At 42.0% G+C, this 17,562-nt stretch carries 14 protein-coding genes; 10 read left to right on the top strand and 4 right to left on the bottom strand.

From position 1 onward, the window contains the following. Positions 1 to 72 precede the first annotated feature (72 nt). The 3 genes from rluA to AAEY99_RS09525 all read right to left on the bottom strand — a co-directional run bounded on the left by rluA (position 73) and on the right by AAEY99_RS09525 (position 1,589). A complete protein-coding gene (rluA, locus tag AAEY99_RS09515) occupies positions 73 to 750 on the bottom strand; it encodes a bifunctional tRNA pseudouridine(32) synthase/23S rRNA pseudouridine(746) synthase RluA (RefSeq protein WP_351010296.1) in 678 nt (225 codons plus the stop codon). Positions 751 to 844: 94 nt separating this feature from the next. Continuing rightward, positions 845 to 1,135 carry a hypothetical protein gene (locus tag AAEY99_RS09520; RefSeq protein WP_101086220.1) on the bottom strand — a complete coding sequence of 97 codons (291 nt, stop codon included), beginning with the start codon at positions 1,133 to 1,135 and terminating at the stop codon, positions 845 to 847. A gap of 34 nt (positions 1,136 to 1,169) precedes the next feature. Further along, positions 1,170 to 1,589, bottom strand: coding sequence for a hypothetical protein (locus AAEY99_RS09525; RefSeq protein WP_101086219.1), 420 nt, complete (start codon positions 1,587 to 1,589; stop codon positions 1,170 to 1,172). 577 nt (positions 1,590 to 2,166) lie between these two features. On the opposite strand from AAEY99_RS09525, the gene AAEY99_RS09530 reads away from it, so the two are divergent. Next, positions 2,167 to 3,156: a 2-hydroxyacid dehydrogenase gene (locus AAEY99_RS09530; RefSeq protein ID WP_350997920.1), complete on the top strand. Its 990-nt coding sequence runs from the start codon at positions 2,167 to 2,169 to the stop codon at positions 3,154 to 3,156. A gap of 100 nt (positions 3,157 to 3,256) precedes the next feature. Further along, positions 3,257 to 3,994 (top strand): dienelactone hydrolase family protein, encoded by a 738-nt coding sequence (locus AAEY99_RS09535; RefSeq protein ID WP_101086217.1) that lies wholly within the window; start codon positions 3,257 to 3,259, stop codon positions 3,992 to 3,994. Between the two features lie 358 nt (positions 3,995 to 4,352). On the opposite strand, the gene AAEY99_RS09540 is transcribed toward AAEY99_RS09535, so the two are convergent. Next, positions 4,353 to 4,916, bottom strand: a complete 564-nt coding sequence (locus AAEY99_RS09540) for a mechanosensitive ion channel domain-containing protein (RefSeq protein WP_101086216.1) — start codon at positions 4,914 to 4,916, stop codon at positions 4,353 to 4,355. Between the two features lie 150 nt (positions 4,917 to 5,066). Between AAEY99_RS09540 and AAEY99_RS09545 the strand changes: the two genes are divergently transcribed. The 8 genes from AAEY99_RS09545 to AAEY99_RS09580 all read left to right on the top strand — a co-directional run bounded on the left by AAEY99_RS09545 (position 5,067) and on the right by AAEY99_RS09580 (position 17,297). After that, complete coding sequence (locus AAEY99_RS09545) at positions 5,067 to 5,810, top strand: spermidine synthase (RefSeq protein ID WP_101086215.1); 744 nt, start codon at positions 5,067 to 5,069, stop codon at positions 5,808 to 5,810. 242 nt (positions 5,811 to 6,052) lie between these two features. After that, entirely contained in the window at positions 6,053 to 6,622 is a 570-nt protein-coding gene (ahpC, locus tag AAEY99_RS09550; RefSeq protein ID WP_101086214.1) for an alkyl hydroperoxide reductase subunit C, read from the top strand. Positions 6,623 to 6,735: 113 nt separating this feature from the next. Beyond that, entirely contained in the window at positions 6,736 to 8,301 is a 1,566-nt protein-coding gene (ahpF, locus tag AAEY99_RS09555) for an alkyl hydroperoxide reductase subunit F (protein WP_162022243.1), read from the top strand. Positions 8,302 to 8,776: 475 nt separating this feature from the next. Beyond that, the gene (locus AAEY99_RS09560) at positions 8,777 to 10,378 is read left to right on the top strand and encodes a methyl-accepting chemotaxis protein (RefSeq protein WP_243756247.1); all 1,602 of its coding nucleotides are present in this window, start codon (positions 8,777 to 8,779) and stop codon (positions 10,376 to 10,378) included. A gap of 349 nt (positions 10,379 to 10,727) precedes the next feature. After that, positions 10,728 to 14,447 (top strand): ATP-binding protein, encoded by a 3,720-nt coding sequence (locus tag AAEY99_RS09565; RefSeq protein WP_351010300.1) that lies wholly within the window; start codon positions 10,728 to 10,730, stop codon positions 14,445 to 14,447. Further along, a complete protein-coding gene (locus AAEY99_RS09570) occupies positions 14,447 to 15,100 on the top strand; it encodes a condensin complex protein MksE (protein ID WP_162022246.1) in 654 nt (217 codons plus the stop codon). Before AAEY99_RS09565 ends, AAEY99_RS09570 begins: the two co-directional genes overlap by 1 nt. Continuing rightward, positions 15,097 to 16,317, top strand: a complete 1,221-nt coding sequence (locus tag AAEY99_RS09575) for a phosphoenolpyruvate carboxylase (RefSeq protein WP_182743532.1) — start codon at positions 15,097 to 15,099, stop codon at positions 16,315 to 16,317. The genes AAEY99_RS09570 and AAEY99_RS09575 overlap by 4 nt, the downstream gene beginning before the upstream one ends. Next, positions 16,305 to 17,297: a DUF7281 domain-containing protein gene (locus tag AAEY99_RS09580; RefSeq protein ID WP_192115409.1), complete on the top strand. Its 993-nt coding sequence runs from the start codon at positions 16,305 to 16,307 to the stop codon at positions 17,295 to 17,297. Before AAEY99_RS09575 ends, AAEY99_RS09580 begins: the two co-directional genes overlap by 13 nt. Positions 17,298 to 17,562: the final 265 nt, after the last annotated feature.

The following is a 17,562-nucleotide window of genomic DNA, read 5'->3' on the forward strand; positions in this document are numbered from 1 at the left end:
GTCATAAATCTACGACTTTCATTGCATAATAGCTACTAAAATTAGCATGGTTATTAACAATGTTTAATTTTGTTATTGATCTGCCGTTGGGGCCATGAACGTGACGGGAGACTCAAAATGCATTACTTGTTGAGAGTAGGGGTGAGTTATCGATAATGCCGTGGCATGAAGGAGTAACCTAGGTGATAAGCTTTTTGCTAAAAGATCGGCATAAAATCCATCACCAAGGATAGGGTGGCCTAATGCCATCATATGGACTCGAAGCTGATGCGAGCGTCCAGTAATAGGAGTGAGTTTGACTAATGTTGACTTAGCACCATAGCTCACGACTTCAACTAACGTCACCGAAGGCTTACCAACTGTGTGGTCTACTTTTTGTTTGGGTCTATTAGGCCAATCACAAATTAGCGGTAAATCGACTTTAGTGATACTGGTTTTCATATGACCAGCCACTCGAGCAAAATAGGTTTTGGCTGTTTCTCTATCACGAAATTGACGTTTTAATTCTCGTTCAGCACTGCGTCGTAGTGCGACGACAATAACCCCAGAGGTAGCCATGTCTAATCGGTGTACAATTTGCGCATTTGGATGTTCAGCTAAAACCCGAGAATAAATACTGTCATGATAAATAGCCTCTCTTCCTGGAACCGATAGTAGTCCAGAGGGCTTGTTTGCGACCAGAATATCCTTGTCTTGATACACAATATCTAGCCAAGGAGTGGTGGGTGGGTTGTAAATGAAATCAGCCATAGTTGCTCTCGTGAGTCAATTCGCGGCAAAGATACCGCTAGGGCTTATGATGTGCAAGTATAGAATGGAATTGCTGAAAGACTAAAACGACGATTTAAGAGAATGCATTGCCGTTGACGTGCATGATGGTGAATGTCCACACTACAAACGCAAGTGGGATATGTACCAATGCATAAAAGCATTGATCAAGACGACTCATACCTTTTGCTTGCCAAATTAAAAAAAGGTGTGCACCAATGACAGTCGGAAAGAGTACTAATAATGGATAAAGTGAAAATGGGCTAGCATCGGTGAAAATGGCGTGACTCATCAACGCCCAAGCCACCATAAAAGCGGTAGTCAATGGCGGCATAGCAATGCGATATTGGTCTGGGTAAGGGAACATCCCGTGTCCTTAGAGTCATCTCTGTTGTGGTGTATTAACCTTTTATTTCTTTTTTGCTCTGGATCACTTTTCGATGAACTATCGAGTAATGGCGTAATCCAGCGGGTCCATGAGATACAATAACAGATAATAAAATAATAAAGATGACTAATTCAGAATGACACTGACTTATTTGAATAAAAAATCCTAGTAGGATGACTTTTAGTAAGGTTAACACTCCTTTGAGTTGTATTAGCCAGCGCCAATCTCTAATGATCTCCCAACTCATTAGTAATACACCGGATACGATTGCAATAAGCCAATAGTTAAACCACAGAGATAACTCAAGATTAAAGATAATGCCACCACCACTGCCCACTACACCAATAATGTGCAGTGCTCTGAGTGCAGTTTTGCTTATCCGTTCAATCCAAAATCGGCGGTTTGATACTGGCAAATTCTTTTTCTGATTCATAGTGTCGTTGCTAGGTTAACATTGCGGTAACATTAGCAATTTTACCCCGTTAAAACAGTGATGGGTACAGCAGTTTTTTTTATTTTCAATATGATTATTCAATTTAATTAATGAATGCCTTAAGTAGATGTTCTTTATCATGTGTTCTAGCTTACTAGGTATCTCTTAAGAGCGTCTCTACTCTAGATTATTTGAAGTAGAGTGAAATGAGAATATGTTGATGAACAAATGAAATCGACATTCGCTATGTTTAGTTTCCGGCTGTATCAAGGCGTCACGAATGTGGCTCCAGAGAACTTGGCTAAATCCGTGTTGATATGGGCAAGAAATGGATGAGGTTTATAACGCTAAAAGGATGTTTTTTGTGGGCGTTACAAGCAAACTATACTGCAGAGTGATTATTGTTGTAGTTGCTATTAACAAGGGAGAGTCTGGATCACAATTTCATCTTTATCCCGTGTGATATTGACGACAATAACTGTTAATTCACATACAATTAGCCTCTGTTTTGAGCGTGACTATTGCATTCAATAGTAGTAAACGATCGCGATAGCGCCATTAACGCATTTGGAGCCTTATGAGAATTGGATTTTTTAGCGCAAAGCCTTACGACATTCGCCATTTCAATAGTATTAACGAAACCTTTAAGGTTGATATTGAATTCTTTGATTACCGACTTTGCATGCAAAACGTAAAATTAGCAGAAGGCTATGAAGTCGTGTGCGCGTTCGTCAACGACTCTTTATGTGAAGAAGTGTTAGTTGAGTTGGCAAAAGGCGGTACAAAAATAATCGCCATGCGTTGTGCAGGCTTTAATAATGTCGATCTGATTGCTGCCGAGCGATTAGGGATGAGAGTCGTTAACGTACCAGCATATTCACCTGAGTCAGTCGCCGAGCATTCAGTGGCCTTAATGTTGACCTTAAATCGTAAAATTCATAAAGCTTATCAACGCACTCGTGATGCCAATTTTGCGTTGTCGGGTTTAGTCGGATTTAACATGTTTGGCAAAACCGTTGGGGTGATTGGTACGGGTAAAATTGGTTTGGCCACCATTAAAATTTTATTAGGTTTTGGCTGTAAAGTGATCGCCCACGATCCTTATCCAAACCAAGCGGTAATTGATCTTGGCGTCGAATATGTCTCATTAGAAAGCCTGTATCCTCAATGCGATATCATTAGTTTGCATTGTCCGTTGACCAAAGATAACCATCATTTACTCAACAAGGTCAGTTTTAGCCAAATGAAGCAAGGTGTGATGGTGATTAACACCAGCCGCGGCGGACTATTAGACGCTTTTGATGCGATGGAAGCGTTAAAAGATGGCCAAATTGGCTCGTTAGGGCTTGATGTATATGAAAATGAAAAAGGATTATTTTTCGAAGATAAATCAAATGAGATTATTCAAGATGATATCTTCCGTCGTTTGTCTGCTTGTCATAATGTGATTTTTACCGGTCACCAAGCCTTTTTAACTGAAGAGGCATTAAATGCGATAGCCTCAACAACATTAACGAATGTGACTCAGTTGACCACAGGGCAAACCTGTAATAATGAGCTATTTTAATTCGTACGGGTTAACCGGAATATTTACGAGTACATAGACTATAATCACACTCTGCCCAGCTTGATAAATCTTAGGCGCAGTGCAAAATAAATGGAACATTATGATTACAACAACTGAAATTCACGACATTAAAACGGCTACGGGCTTAATGCGTACCACGCTTTATCGTCCAGACACTAAAGGCCAATTTGCGACCATTATTTTCTACTCAGAAATATTTCAGCAAACCGCGCCTATTGCTCGCTCAGCGGCAATCTTAGCCGGTCATGGTTTTGTTGTATTAGTACCAGAAGTGTTTCATGAGCTAAATCCTATCGGAACCGTGTTGGCTTATGATGAAGCCGGTAAAGATAAAGGTAATGCAGACAAGTGGGCCAAGCCTTTGGAACATCATGACAGTGACACTTGTGCGTTAGTTGACTTTGCACGGGCACAGTCATTTTGCAGTGATAAAGTCGGCGCTATGGGTGTTTGTATCGGTGGTCACTTAGCTTACCGCACCGCACTTAATCCAGACATCAGCGGTGCTTTTTGTTTATATCCAACCGACATTCATTCAAACACATTACCTTGCCAAGAAGGCAATGATTCATTAACCCGTACTGGTGATATAAAAGGCGAGTTAGTGATGGTGTTTGGTAAGCAAGATCCGCATGTCACTAAAGAAGGTCGTAAGCTTATTTATCAAAAGCTTGAACAGGTAAATGCAAACTTTACTTGGCTTGAAGTCAATGCACAACACGCTTTTATGCGTGATGAAGGCGAGCGTTACGATGCCGCTTTGGCTTTGCAAATGTACTTACAAGCGGTGGCATTTTTTCATCGAGTATTAAACTAGTCTTATTGCATGTCTGCGTTGAGCTTAAGTACACATATACCCAAGCCACTCCAACATGCTCGCTTCAGAGCTCCCGTAGGATAACGGAACAAGGTAGTGATTGAACAGAATGGTGACGCTCTGTTTAATATCACTATTTCTAGGTTCTAGGTCGCTTCGCGGCTAGATCCTATAAAATCTTAGCAGCGAAGCGGTCCCATCCCTGAGCGCAGCGTTCGCTTGTTATCTCTTGCTATCGTGTCTGAAACAGCCCGTAGGCGCGCTATTCCTAGACCCTTGAACTCTGTCACTTCTGGGCATGCACAATCTTGTATTTCGAGGTCGTTTGGGTATAAACCATCAAGTGGCTGCCTGGGGATTACTTTAACCACCGCGCTCGGTTTGCATTAATCTTCGCTTTAGTTTTGTTGCTTGTTGAAAGCGCGCTTGATGTTCGTGGTTCGGGTAATTTAATCACCGCTTTTTGTAGCATTAAGCTATTAGGGTAAGTCATTACATCGCCGATATCTCGTTTGATCAATACGTGAAACAAACTGATTTCAACAATAATGCCACTCATATCTTCTTCTTTATCAACAATTTTTATTCGATCGCCAATACGATACGGAAATGCAAAAAAGATTAATACACCAGCAGTGATGTTGCTCAATATCGACCATTGAGCAAATAGCGCCACGCCTAATACCGCAAAGGCTGAAGACACAAATAGCGACACCTCTTGATAGCCTAACCCTAATGACACCGCCATGACGGATATCGTCACAAAAAACAACAAATAAGAAATCAAACGGGTAATTAAACGGCTACGTACTTCACTGACTTGTTTCTTTTCAGCTTGCAAATGGATCCATTTATTAACCTGACGTTGGGCAAAAAAGAACACCGCCAAATAAATAAAGATCATCAATAAATGGTTAAACATGTCAATTCCCTATCTCGTAATGATAATAAAACATTGTGTTACATACGCTATTTGACGCGAACTTCGGCCAGCATTCTGGGGTATAATAGAGTTTTAAAGTAGAAAAATCTTGCTGTCGTATATTAAGCAAGACTCCTCACTGAGTGAAGTATGTCCGATTATAAAGTATTGCACGTCGACGGTGATAGATTTGGTGATTTTTGTGTACTCGACGATGGCGATTATCGGGTTTTATCATTTGGTGATAATGATGAACAAAGTAAAATGGATAAGAGCCAACCACATGTACCGCAACATACCTATGTTCAAGCCATGTTGGCTGTGTTGTTATTTTCGCAACCGAAAAGTGTCATTATTTTAGGCTTAGGAGGCGGGGCATTAGTGCATTCTCTGAGGCATTTTGATGCGGCAATTAAGATTACCGCCGTTGAATTGCGCCAACAAGTTATTGAAGTCGCTAAGCGCTTTTTTCAATTACCCTTGAGTAAAAAGCTCACTGTATTACATCAAGATGCGTATGAGTTTTTAGCCCAAGCAGAGCACAAAAAAGTGGATGTCATTTTTGCCGATATCTACAGTGACAAAGGCGTAGATAAACAACAACTGTCTACTCAATTTATTGAACAAACAAAACAGCTGCTCAAAACCGATGGTTTTTTAGTGTTAAATTGCTGGAAAGAACACAGCCGTGATTTACAGTTACGTGACACACTTCATGCACATTTTAACCAAGTCTTTGCATGTTTAACTGGCGGCGGAAATTGGGTGGTGTTTGCCACTAATAAAGCGAATTGTTTTTCTGCTGCTAATAATAAGCAGGAGCTCCAAACGCTTTCACAAAAACTTGAAATTAATGTCAGTCGCGTACTGACAAGATTTGGTCCTTGGGAATAATTCCCGCCTGTAAGTATCATTAAGCGAATACCGACCTATGTCGGTATTTGTTTTTTACGCTCTAGGATTTATCTAACCAGATAGTTCAATATGAAAAACCGATTAAGGTGATAGTTTTTATCCGTTATACTTAATTAGTGTCGATCGCTATTATGACTACATCAGATGACGAGCACAGTTTGTTTGCCATCACCGAAACCATATTGGTATCGGGTTTAATGTAAATCTAAATGGAGCATGACATGACACAATCTATCATCAATAGCACTATCAAACCTTTCAAAGCAACTGCATTCCACAATGGTGCTTTCGTTGAAGTTACCGAGCAAGATTTATTAGGCAAGTGGGCAGTAGTATTTTTCTACCCAGCTGACTTTACTTTTGTATGTCCAACTGAATTGGGCGACATGGCTGACCATTATGAAAAGTTACAAGCAATGGGCGTTGAAGTTTACTCAGTATCAACTGACACTCACTTTACCCACAAAGCTTGGCATTCAAGTTCAGACACAATCGGCAAAATTACTTACCCAATGATTGGTGACCCAACTGGTGTTATCACTCGCAACTTTGGTGTAATGATTGAAGAAGATGGTTTAGCACTTCGTGGTAGTTTCGTTATCAACCCTGAAGGCCAAGTTAAAGTCGCTGAAATTCATGACCTAGGTATTGGCCGTAGCGCTTCTGAACTAGTTCGTAAAATTCAAGCTGCACAATATGTTGCAACTCACGATGGCGAAGTATGTCCAGCTAAATGGCAGCCAGGTGAAGAAACATTGGCTCCTTCAATTGACCTAGTGGGTAAAATCTAACCACTAAGTTTACCCTTAGGTTAGTAATATCATCTCCAGCTAGTCGGTGTTCCCCCCGACACTGACTAGCACTTTTAAAATTATCGATTATTACCCATTTTTTAGGAGTTGTTATGTTAGATGCGAATGTAAAAAATCAACTGAAAACCTATCTGCAAAACCTCAAGCGCCCAGTTGAACTTGTCGTATCTGCAGATGACTCAAACAAAGGCAAAGAATTAACCAGCCTAGCCCAAGACATTATTGACTCATCAGACTTAGTTTCAGTCACATATCAACAAGGTCAGCGTACACCAAGTATGAGTGTGATCAACCCACAAGCTGCAACCAACATTACCTTTGCTGGATTGCCAATGGGTCATGAATTTACCTCACTGGTGTTAGCGCTATTACACAGCGGCGGACATCCGATTAAGTTGGATGCGGACATCATTGAACAAATCCGCCAATTGCCTGGTGAATTCCATTTTGAAACCTATATTTCGTTAAGTTGCCAAACCTGTCCTGAAGTGATCCAAGCACTGAATATGATGGCGGCAATTAACCCAAATATTACTAACGTGATGATTGACGGTGCGCTTTTCCAACAGGAAGTGAGCGATCGCAATATCATGTCAGTGCCATCAGTATTTTTAAACGGCGAAGCCTTCTCTGTAGGTGCTATTAGCGTTGTTGAAGTACTGAATAAGTTAGATAAAAATGCTGCAGGCAGACAAGCTGAGCAGTTAAACCAAAAATCAGTTTTTGATATGTTAGTGATTGGTGGCGGTCCAGCAGGTGCTGCAGCGGCAATTTATTCTGCTCGTAAAGGGTTAAACACCGGTATCGTAGCGGAGAAATTTGGCGGCCAAGTTGCCGAAACCGTAGGTATTGAGAATTTTATTTCAGTGTCTAAAACCGAAGGGCCTAAACTAGTTGCTAACCTTGAAGCCCACGTTAAGGATTATGACGTCGACATTATGCAAAACCAACGAGCGTTGAGTCTAGCTAAAAATGGCCTACTTGATGTGACCTTAGAAAGTGGTGCAACGCTGCGTAGTAAAACGATAATTTTGGCAACTGGTGCACGTTGGAGAGAAATGAACGTTCCTGGTGAACAAGAGTACCGTAATAAAGGCGTAGCGTATTGCCCACACTGTGACGGCCCATTATTTAAAGGTAAGCGTGTTGCGGTTATTGGTGGCGGTAACTCTGGTATTGAAGCGGCTATCGATTTAGCCAATATCGTTGAACACGTCACCGTACTTGAGTTTGACAGTAAGTTACGTGCCGATGAAGTGCTACAGCGCAAAGCTAAATCAATGGGTAACATCACCATTATTACCCAAGCGATGACCACTGAAGTCAAAGGTGATGGTACCCGTGTAACCAGTTTGATCTACACCGATCGTGCAACAGGTGAAAGCAATACCGTTGTCTTAGCCGGTATCTTTGTCCAAATTGGTTTAGTTCCTAATACTGAATGGCTAAAAGGTGTTGTTGATATGACCCCTCGCGGCGAAATTATAGTCGATGAGCGTGGCCAAACATCTATCCCTGGTGTATTCGCCGCAGGTGATGTAACCAATACCCCTTTTAAGCAAATCATTATTGCTATGGGCAGCGGCGCAACAGCATCACTGGGTGCATTTGATTATCTCATCAGACATTCAGAAGAAGAGGATGTAAAAGCTGCATAGCAGATTGTAAGATTTGTTATATGTGGTTTTATATCAACCACCGAATAAAAATAGCCTGCATTTTGCAGGCTATTTTTTTGTATTTTCATTTACAATCTTACATTGTATGGATTGGTTGTTTATCAATAACTGATAAAGAAATTGATATATTAGAAAATTTTCAAGTATATTGAACTTAGGTCGATAGCCTTTACGTACACCTTTACGTAAATATAAAAATAGATAGTCATTTACACATGAGCTTTATCTCGTTAGATAGTATTTTTATAACAATAAAATACTATCAGCTGTAGTGAATTGACTAAGGGTTGATGTTAAACGGTATCCGTCGCAACACAATAATAGCCTCAAGGATTGAGACTCGGTATCACGGTTCTCAATAGCAATATCTCTGTAGTTGTATTGATAAGCTCTACATTTGTTTTATCTTCATTTGATTATCGCTTGGGGGCGGAATATGAATTGGTTTAGTAACATGTCAATCTTCAAAAAGGTTGGATTGATTTTTGTTTTATCGGTTATTATTTTTGCCGTTAACCTTGGTATTAGCACCGTTGCGATTAATAAAAATCGCGACACCTTGTCTTTCATGGAAACCAAGGTGGCAAACCGGGTTGAACTTGCAAACCAAAACGTCATTTATGTACAACGCTTAGATGAGTTATATACCCAAGCGGTATCGTTTGCAGATGAAGATTTGCTCGAAAACGCCAATAAAACGTTTGTTTCACTTAACGAGAATTTAACCGACTTATCAACTACCGATAAGCAAGAGACTGCCGCTTTATCGCAATTATCTAACAGCCTCAATGAATACAATACCATGACACTGTCATTGGCAAGAGGCATGCTTGATGGCACGATCGATATGGCAGATGTGGGACAAATCAGTCAGAAAAAAGCTAAAATTTTCGATAAACTGACCAACGGAATTACTGTTTATAAAGCCGACAAAGTGGATGAGTTTAGCTCTACCATTAAAGAGGCTGGCGACCGTTCAGAACAAAGTTTATATCTTTCATTTAGTATCGGTATCGCATTATTGGTGTTTATGGCGCTTGCTACTATTTCGATTGCTCGTTCCATCAGTGGTTCTGCTGGTGATGTGGCAAGTTCATTGGGTGAGTTAGCAGATGGTAAAGGTAACTTGCGTCATCAATTGACGGTTGCAGGTACTGATGAACTAGGACAAGTATCAAGCAATTTTAACCGTTTTTTACGTTTATTGGCGGACTCTATACAACAAGTCGTCAGTGTTACCAGTCCATTATTAGACAGTGCGTCATCGTTAAAAGAACGTATGGCTGTTGCGACTAAGGCAACCAAGCAACAAAGCCACGATGCTAAAGCCGTGCATATGTCGATGGAAGAAATGCGCCACTCGGTGAATGACATTTCACACAGTGCACAGCAAGCGGCAGAAGCGGCACAAGTTGCTGAGCGAGAAGCGACAGAGGGCTTAGCTGTAGTACAACGTACAGTGAGAATTTCTCAAGAACTCAACTCAGGTATTGAGTTGGCATCGAACTCAATTCATGAGTTAGCTAAAGACACCGAAAGTGTCGGCTCAATTTTGAACGTGATTACCTCTATTGCAGATCAAACAAACTTATTGGCGTTAAATGCCGCCATTGAAGCCGCTAGAGCGGGTGAGCATGGACGTGGTTTTGCTGTTGTTGCTGATGAAGTTCGCGCACTGGCGTCTAAAACGGCAGACGCGACTAAAGAAATCCGTGGCGTATTAGAAAAGCTTAAAATCGCAGCTGAATCATCGGTGAGCACTATGGATGTGGCGATTACTAAGTCATCAGAAAACGAGCGTTATGCTAAAGACACCGGTGAAGTCTTAAGCTCAATTCAATCTAAAATTGTCAGTATTAATAGTATGAATACTCATATTGCTTCAGCGACTGAACAACAATCTTTGGTAGCTGCACATGTGGCGAATAATGTGATTGAAATGAATGCATCATTTGAACAAACACTGGGGATTCTTGCCGAAGTGCAGGGCATTTCAGAAGGGTTAGACGGTTTTGCTAATGAGCTTAACCACGCGACCTCACAGTTTAAATTGTAATATTGCTGACAATTCAGATCCAAATGTGAGTGGTACACGATAAAAAAACGCACAGAGAAATCTGTGCGTTTTTTATTTTATCCAGCACCAAAAAGCCTTCTGCTCCGCAGTGTTTATCCTCTCTGCCTGACGACATATGTTGCACATAAACAGTTTCTGGCTGTTTGCTGCATTGTTAGCCGCCATTTTTGAATTATTTAGCGTATTATAAAGCCAATTTTTGTGGGGGAAAATTGCCTCCAGCCTGCGTTTGTTTTACTTTATTTAAATTGAATAAATAGACGTTATTTTTTCATCCGTATTTTGCTTCTTTGTCACTGCAATGTGAGCTGTTTGGAAAAGGATTATCATGCCAAGCTTGATTAGAATCGTGTTAATTAATACCCACCTACCCGGTGTGGTCGAACTGTTATTAAATGGTCACACTAATATTTGTGGTACCAATGCCTCTGGTAAAACAACCTTACAACGGTTAGTGCCGGTATTTTATGGCGAGTACCCTAGCCGTGTGGTGCCGTCAACGCGTGACAGTTTCGAACGTTGGTATTTACCCCATGACTCAAGCTACATTATCTATGAATATCAAAAAGATGATGGTTTACTTTATCAAGCGGTTTTAGCATCTGCGGGTGACGGTAAAGGGGTAAATTACCGCTTTATTGGCCGTGCTTTTGAGTTAGAGCATTATATTAAGTCGCGTAATGGCGACACCATCATTTGTCATTCAATGGCAGAGTTGGGCCGTGAAGTAAAACGTGATGGCGTAGCCCATACAAACTTGTTAAACACTCGCGAGTTTCGAGCGATAATTCAGAACGATCGTAGCTTATTAAATACCGGCAGTAACCGCAATGAGCTGCGGACTTACGCGCGTCAGTTCTCGTTGTGTGACGGCGAACATAGCTTGCGTCATATCGAAAAACTTGCTAAAGCCGTGCACTCGAAAGAGGGCAAAATGGAAACGGTTAAATCAATGATCGCAGCCATTTTAGAAGAAGATGGGGTAAACCCACCGACGTCTAGACTGAATCCACAACGAGTAGAAACGTGGATCCGTGAAAGCCAGCTGGTGCAAGGTTTTGAACAAATCCGCCCCGAATACGAAAAGCTCGAACAAGAATTTAATCAGCTATTAAGCGCCGAGTTACGCTTAGCCAGTTTATCGCGCGGTTATCGCGCTGACGAAACCTTAGAAGCTGAGCGCCAAGATCGTAACCAAACTCATGGTAAAGAACTAAACCTCAAGTTGCGCTTATTAGATGATGAGTGGAAAGATGTTCGTGATGAGTTAAACCAGGAATTATCTGCCGCTAAAGGTGACGCTGGCAAGTTTGAAGATGAACTCAATGCCATTGAAGACCAGCATGCTGCCTTTTTAGATGCCGACATTGAACAAGCCAAAGCTGATTTAGATAATTTGCCTAATTGGCGCAGTGATGTTGAGAACCTTAACGAGCGTCATAAATTACAAACCGAAAAACACCAAGATATTGAAGCCGCCTTTAATGCCCGCCGTAGTAAAATTGCTGAGCAATTACATCGCGAACTTGAAACGCTACATCTTGAGCAAGACACCCAACGTGAAGCGCGTGATAAGCAACGTGAGCTTGCCAATGACGATCTTGCTAAACTAGAGCTGCAATGGCGTGAACAAACTGATGCTGGTAAAGCTAAATTTAGCGAACAAGAATATCAACTTAAATTAACCGCTGCCGAGCTTAAGCATCAAGTTGATGGTGTGACTTACACCGAAGATGAAAAAATGCGCTTAGCGATTTTCGATGAACGCATAAGCCTAGCTGATGAAGAGCAAGAAACCTGTAATCAAAAGGTCGATCGTTTAACCACAGAAGAGCGTAAACAACGGGCCAAGCGCGACCAAGCTAACGAAGCGCTGCGTATATCCAGCATTCGCGTTAGTGACCGAGAAAATGCCAAAGAAGAACTGCACCATATGTTGTTCCCACAGTCGCATACCTTGTTGGAGTTTTTGCGTAAAGAAGCCCACGGTTGGGAGCACACCTTTGGTAAAGTTATCGCGCCAGAGTTGTTGCATCGCAGCGATCTACACCCAAGCCTAACCAAAGACAGCAGTGAAGCATTATTTGGGGTTAACCTCGATCTTAAAGCCATTGATGTACCGGAGTATGCCGCTACAGAGCAAGATTTACGTATTCGTTTAACCAAAGCAGAAGAAGCACTAAAAAGTGCGCAAGAAATGCATGCCGAAGCGGAAGATCAACTGGTTGCTATGAATACGGCGCTCGATAACATCACCCGCGAACTGACCTTTGCCCGTACAGCGTACAAAAATAGCCGTGAAGATTTACGCCGTCTGTTTGACGAGAAGCGTAACGAACAACAAAAAATCAATCAAGCTGTGGCAGATCGTAAAGCCGATTCGAGCAAGCGATTAGTACAACTTGATAATGAACTTAAGCTACTTAGCAATCAGCACCTTGGTTGGTTAAGCGAGCAAAAAGAGCAGGCGCTTGAAGCGCGCATGGAAAAAAATGCCTATTGGCAAGAAGTGGTCGGCGCCATTGATAATCAATTAGGCCAGATTAAAGCCAATATCGAACAACGCCGTACAAATGCAAAAACCGAGCAAAAAGCAGGTGAAACCTGGTACAAAAATGAGCTTAAGTCGCGTGGTGTTGATGAAGGCACCATCTTGGCGCTTAAAAAACAGATCCGCGATCTTGAAGCCTGCATCAGTAATGCTGAACAACGCCGCAGTGAAGTGCTGCGTTTTGATGATTGGTATCAACATACCTGGCTTGTTCGAAAGCCTAAAGTGCAAACGCAATTAACTGATGTTAAGCGCGCTACGCTGGAATTGGAGCAACTGCTAAAAGCGAAAACGGCAGAAATAAAACACCGAAGAGACAGCTTAGAAACCGAACGTAAAGCCTGTGATGCCGCCCAAGTAGAGGCGTCTGAAAACCTCACTAAGCTGCGTGCCGTGATGCGCAAGTTAGCTGAGCTCAAATTGCCAGCTAATAACGATGAAGCGATGGGCAGCATTGGCGAGCGTTTGCGCCAAGGCGAAGATTTATTGCTAAAGCGTGACTACTTAATGGGTTCTGTTAAACAATATGTTGAACACTTTGACTCGGTCATTGCCAGTAAATCTGGTTCAAGTTTGGCCGAATTTTGGGAGCGGGCCCGTGATGAGTCTAGCTTTGTGAACGACAAAGGTATTCGTCTACTCGACTATCGCAAGTTAGTCCCACAGCTTGAGCAGTTACTCAATGTGATGGTGCCGCAATCGTTAATGGCGATTCGCGAACAAGGGCGTATTTTTGGTATCGACTTAACCGCATTCTATGATGTATTAACCGATATTGACCGCCGTATTGCCAGTCAAAGTGCGCGTATTACCCGTGAAGTGGGTGAAGAGCTATTCCTCGAAGGAGTATCAGAGTCGGCAGTGCGAATTCGTTCACGTATTAGCGAACTTGAGTTTTGGCCTGAACTTGAAGTGTTTGTTAAAGCCTTTAAAGCGTGGAAAGCAGATGGTTTCAGCCAACTACCGGACGAGCATTACACTAACTCAATGCGCCGAGCATTAGACATTATTGGCCGCGCAGCATTAACCGGCGGTATTGCGAAACTGTTAGAAATAGAACTGCGTTTAAAAGAAGGTAACAGCGACTTAATTATTCGTACCGACCGTCAGTTAAACGAGTCTTCAAGTCATGGTATGGCGTACCTTATTTTATGTAAGTTCTTATTGGCCTTCACCCGTTTATTGCGCGGCAAAGCCAATGTCACTATCCATTGGCCAATTGATGAGTTAGGTACGCTACATCACACTAACGTGAAGAAAATCTTCGATGCCTGTGAGAACAACAATATCAGTGTATTAGGGGCTTTCCCAAATCCTGAATCTGAAGTGCTAAGTCTATTTGCTAACCGTTACATCATTAATAAGCAAACTAAAAAGCTGCAGGTCGTTAAACCTAAAGCCAATCCGTTAGCGGCCCGTTTATCGCAACGTAATACTAAAACCGAAATGCCTACGGCGGAAATGACTCGCGCTGAAACTGCTAAGGAGCACATCTAATGTCTGAATCGACTGAAACTATCTTAGTAGGTACTGGCGCATTAATAGAGCAATTGTTGCGTGGTGAGTTTATTTGCCGAGTGACCAATGAAGACGGTTGGCGGGCATTAAAAAACAACAGCACTCGCGACAGAGTTGAAACCTACCTTAACCAAATTAATCGCACCATTGCCAGTGCTGGTGAGGGTGAAGTCTTTTTTTGTGGTTATTTGCAGCTCGGCGAAGTTGAGCGCAAAGTTATTTCATCGCAATTTAAAGATATTTGCTCAGGCCTTATTCCATTAGTGGAATGGCTGGTATTAGTGCAAGAAGCCAGTGGCCAAGATGCACCGCTGAGCGAAGGCGCGCCGATCCGCTTAACCGATTTACAAGCGCGTATTGAAGACACGCCAGCTTTTAGAGAGCAACTCACTAAGCTGAGCCATTACCGATTATTCGGCTCAAGCAGTACTAACGTTGACGGCCAAATTAAGTTGGTGTTTAAGCGTTTAGTGGAACTGGGTTATTTAACCAAACCCAATAGCGAAAAACAGATTTATATCGCCACGGGTAAGTTAGATTATCTATACGAAGTGATCCGCTTTATTGATGAGACCGAAGGCTTAAGTCTTGAGGCTCAGGCAGAAACCGCGACCCAAAGGGACTTGATATGAGCAGTAACTTACACCAAGCCGGGGTAAAGCTGCTCAAACAACTTGGGCGTCATGCCGATGTTGTCATGGATGCATATTTGGCAGGATCGGTTAACGACACTGCTCATGATGCTGGCGTTATCGAAAAGCTGAAAAAAAGTGGCATTTTATGGCGACCAGAACCGGATCAAGAACTGCGCTTAAAGCGTTCGGTGCGGGCATTATTGGAAGAAGCATTAAGCGACGAACGTAATCGACAGATTGATGCCAACGTCGGCTCCGCGCTAGCCACAATAAAAACCTTAGCCGATCATTATAAAGAGGCGCGCCGTGATGTGGATTTTAGTGCTGCAGAAGCCTATTTAGCCGATTTAAATGAACATGTGTATAGCTTTACCGACAGTTTACGTTATTCAATTCGGGTGTTATGGAGCCGAATTAACAACGAATTTGGTTATGTTGGGACTATAAGTGCCAAAATTCGCGAAAACGAGTTAGCCCAAAGCCAGGTGTCAGAGCTACTAAACGGCTTAGAAATGTTTCAATTTAGCGAGTTAGGTGAAATTGCTGGCGATATTCGTGAACTGCGCCGTTTGTTGATGACCAGTTTGCAAGAAACCTTAAGTCAATGTACCCAAGAGTTGAGTATTGTCCAAGCGAGATTGTATGAGTTACTTGGGCGATTTAGGCAAATACAAGGGCGCACCCGATTACTAAAAGGTTGGTTACTGCACACCAGCATGCATCCTGATTATCAACCTGAAAACCATGTAGTGCATAAAGCAGTACCGGTATTATTTAATTGTGCTGAGGCGCTGATAGCCCCTGCAAGTGTTGATGTGTCTAACCCTCATCACGAACTAGAACTGATGGGGTTAGTGGCACAAGTTAAAGCCATTAGTCGCGACTCATTACCAGCGGCATTGCGTGAGCATAATGTGACCTTTGAAATGGGTGACAGTGAGGATTTTGATATCCCTGAAAACCCCCTTAAAATAGCCGTGGATGAATATTTTTGTGAAGTGATTGATTCCGGTTTACGTCAATCGGCATTAAGCTATTTGCAAGAGAAGCAATTAACATGGGATGCTGAAAGTTGGCTTTATCAAGTCATTGGCGGTTATGAAGGCCTAGCCGATGAACATAAAAATTATTTTGAGCTTGAACCCATAGGAAAACCCGATCCGGTTTATAGCGGTAACTTTATCATTAACGATGTTGAGTTATGGCTAGCCTAAGCAAAAGACAGTTACAGCTAATGGAACACGCGGCAAAGCAGCGCTTGCCGCGGGTGAAGTTCACTGCCGATTGGAAAAAATTGTATCAATTGTGGCAAATAGGTGAGACCGATGGTACTGACAAATACCTGTATTTGACCGCCAACGATTATGTTTTACTGCGTAACATGGCCCAAATTGATTCGGGTTTAGATATTCTGGCCCTTGATTTTGATGTGCCCCGCCAGCAGATGTCACAACTCAGTGCTAATGAGAAATACGCTAATATCAGCCCTGAAGCTGACTATGTATTAATTAAGCTGGCACCTAGTTTATCTCAAAGCCTAGAGACTGATTTAGCGTCAGGTTCAGTTGCCGATTTATTATCTGTACATAATTGTTCACTGCGGTTAAAGGTCGACAGTGCAATCGCGCTTTGTCAGCGACTCAATCTAACGAACCTCATCGTGGTCGAAAATCTCGACAGTTTTGATCACTTTTTTGCCAACTTATTTACCTCAGAGTTACAGGCCTTCATCAATAACTGCATGGTGTTGTATCGAGGTAGCCATGACTATTCGCCAGCAGGCCGAAAGCGTTTTTTACACTTACTTGAATCACTCAATATCAATGTCATTGGCTTTACTGACCTTGATCCAGCAGGGTTAATGATTGCCAATACCCTTGAGTCTTGCTGCAGCATAATAGTGCCGCAACTTGCACTAGCGTCGCCAGATAAGTTATTAGCGTTAGCCCAGATAAATTCCACGGATGATTTTCATAAACAACACAAGCAATGGGCTTATCTTAATAATTTGTATCGAGATGCACATTCTGGCGATAAATCAGATTCTCAATTTTCCGCTTCATCAGTAATATATAATCCGCAATGGTTAGCGTTAGTGCAATGGCTCGGACAACATTGCGTGAGCATTAAACAGCAGCACATGTTAGCTAAATCGATGTCACTGACGTTGCTTAATATCCACTGTTCAGAATAAAACCACTCTTCATAATAAAACCACTCTTCATAATAAAAAAATACTACGCCGATTTATTAAACCGAGTTGAGCTCACTTAACCGCCAAGTAAAACCTTCAAATTGATTGTTACTCTCGCTGTCTGCTTGATTTTTATCGCTATACGCACAGATTTTAGCCGTTTCCGTCCTAAATCTATTACTGGTTATACCATCGTTAGTGATTAACTAAGTCTATAATCTATTGTTATTTTTAGCTTTTATATTGCATGCTTGTTAAGCGACGA

The organism is Shewanella sp. S1-58-MNA-CIBAN-0166, from assembly GCF_040310085.1.
In the GTDB taxonomy this organism is placed as follows: Bacteria; Pseudomonadota; Gammaproteobacteria; order Enterobacterales; family Shewanellaceae; genus Shewanella.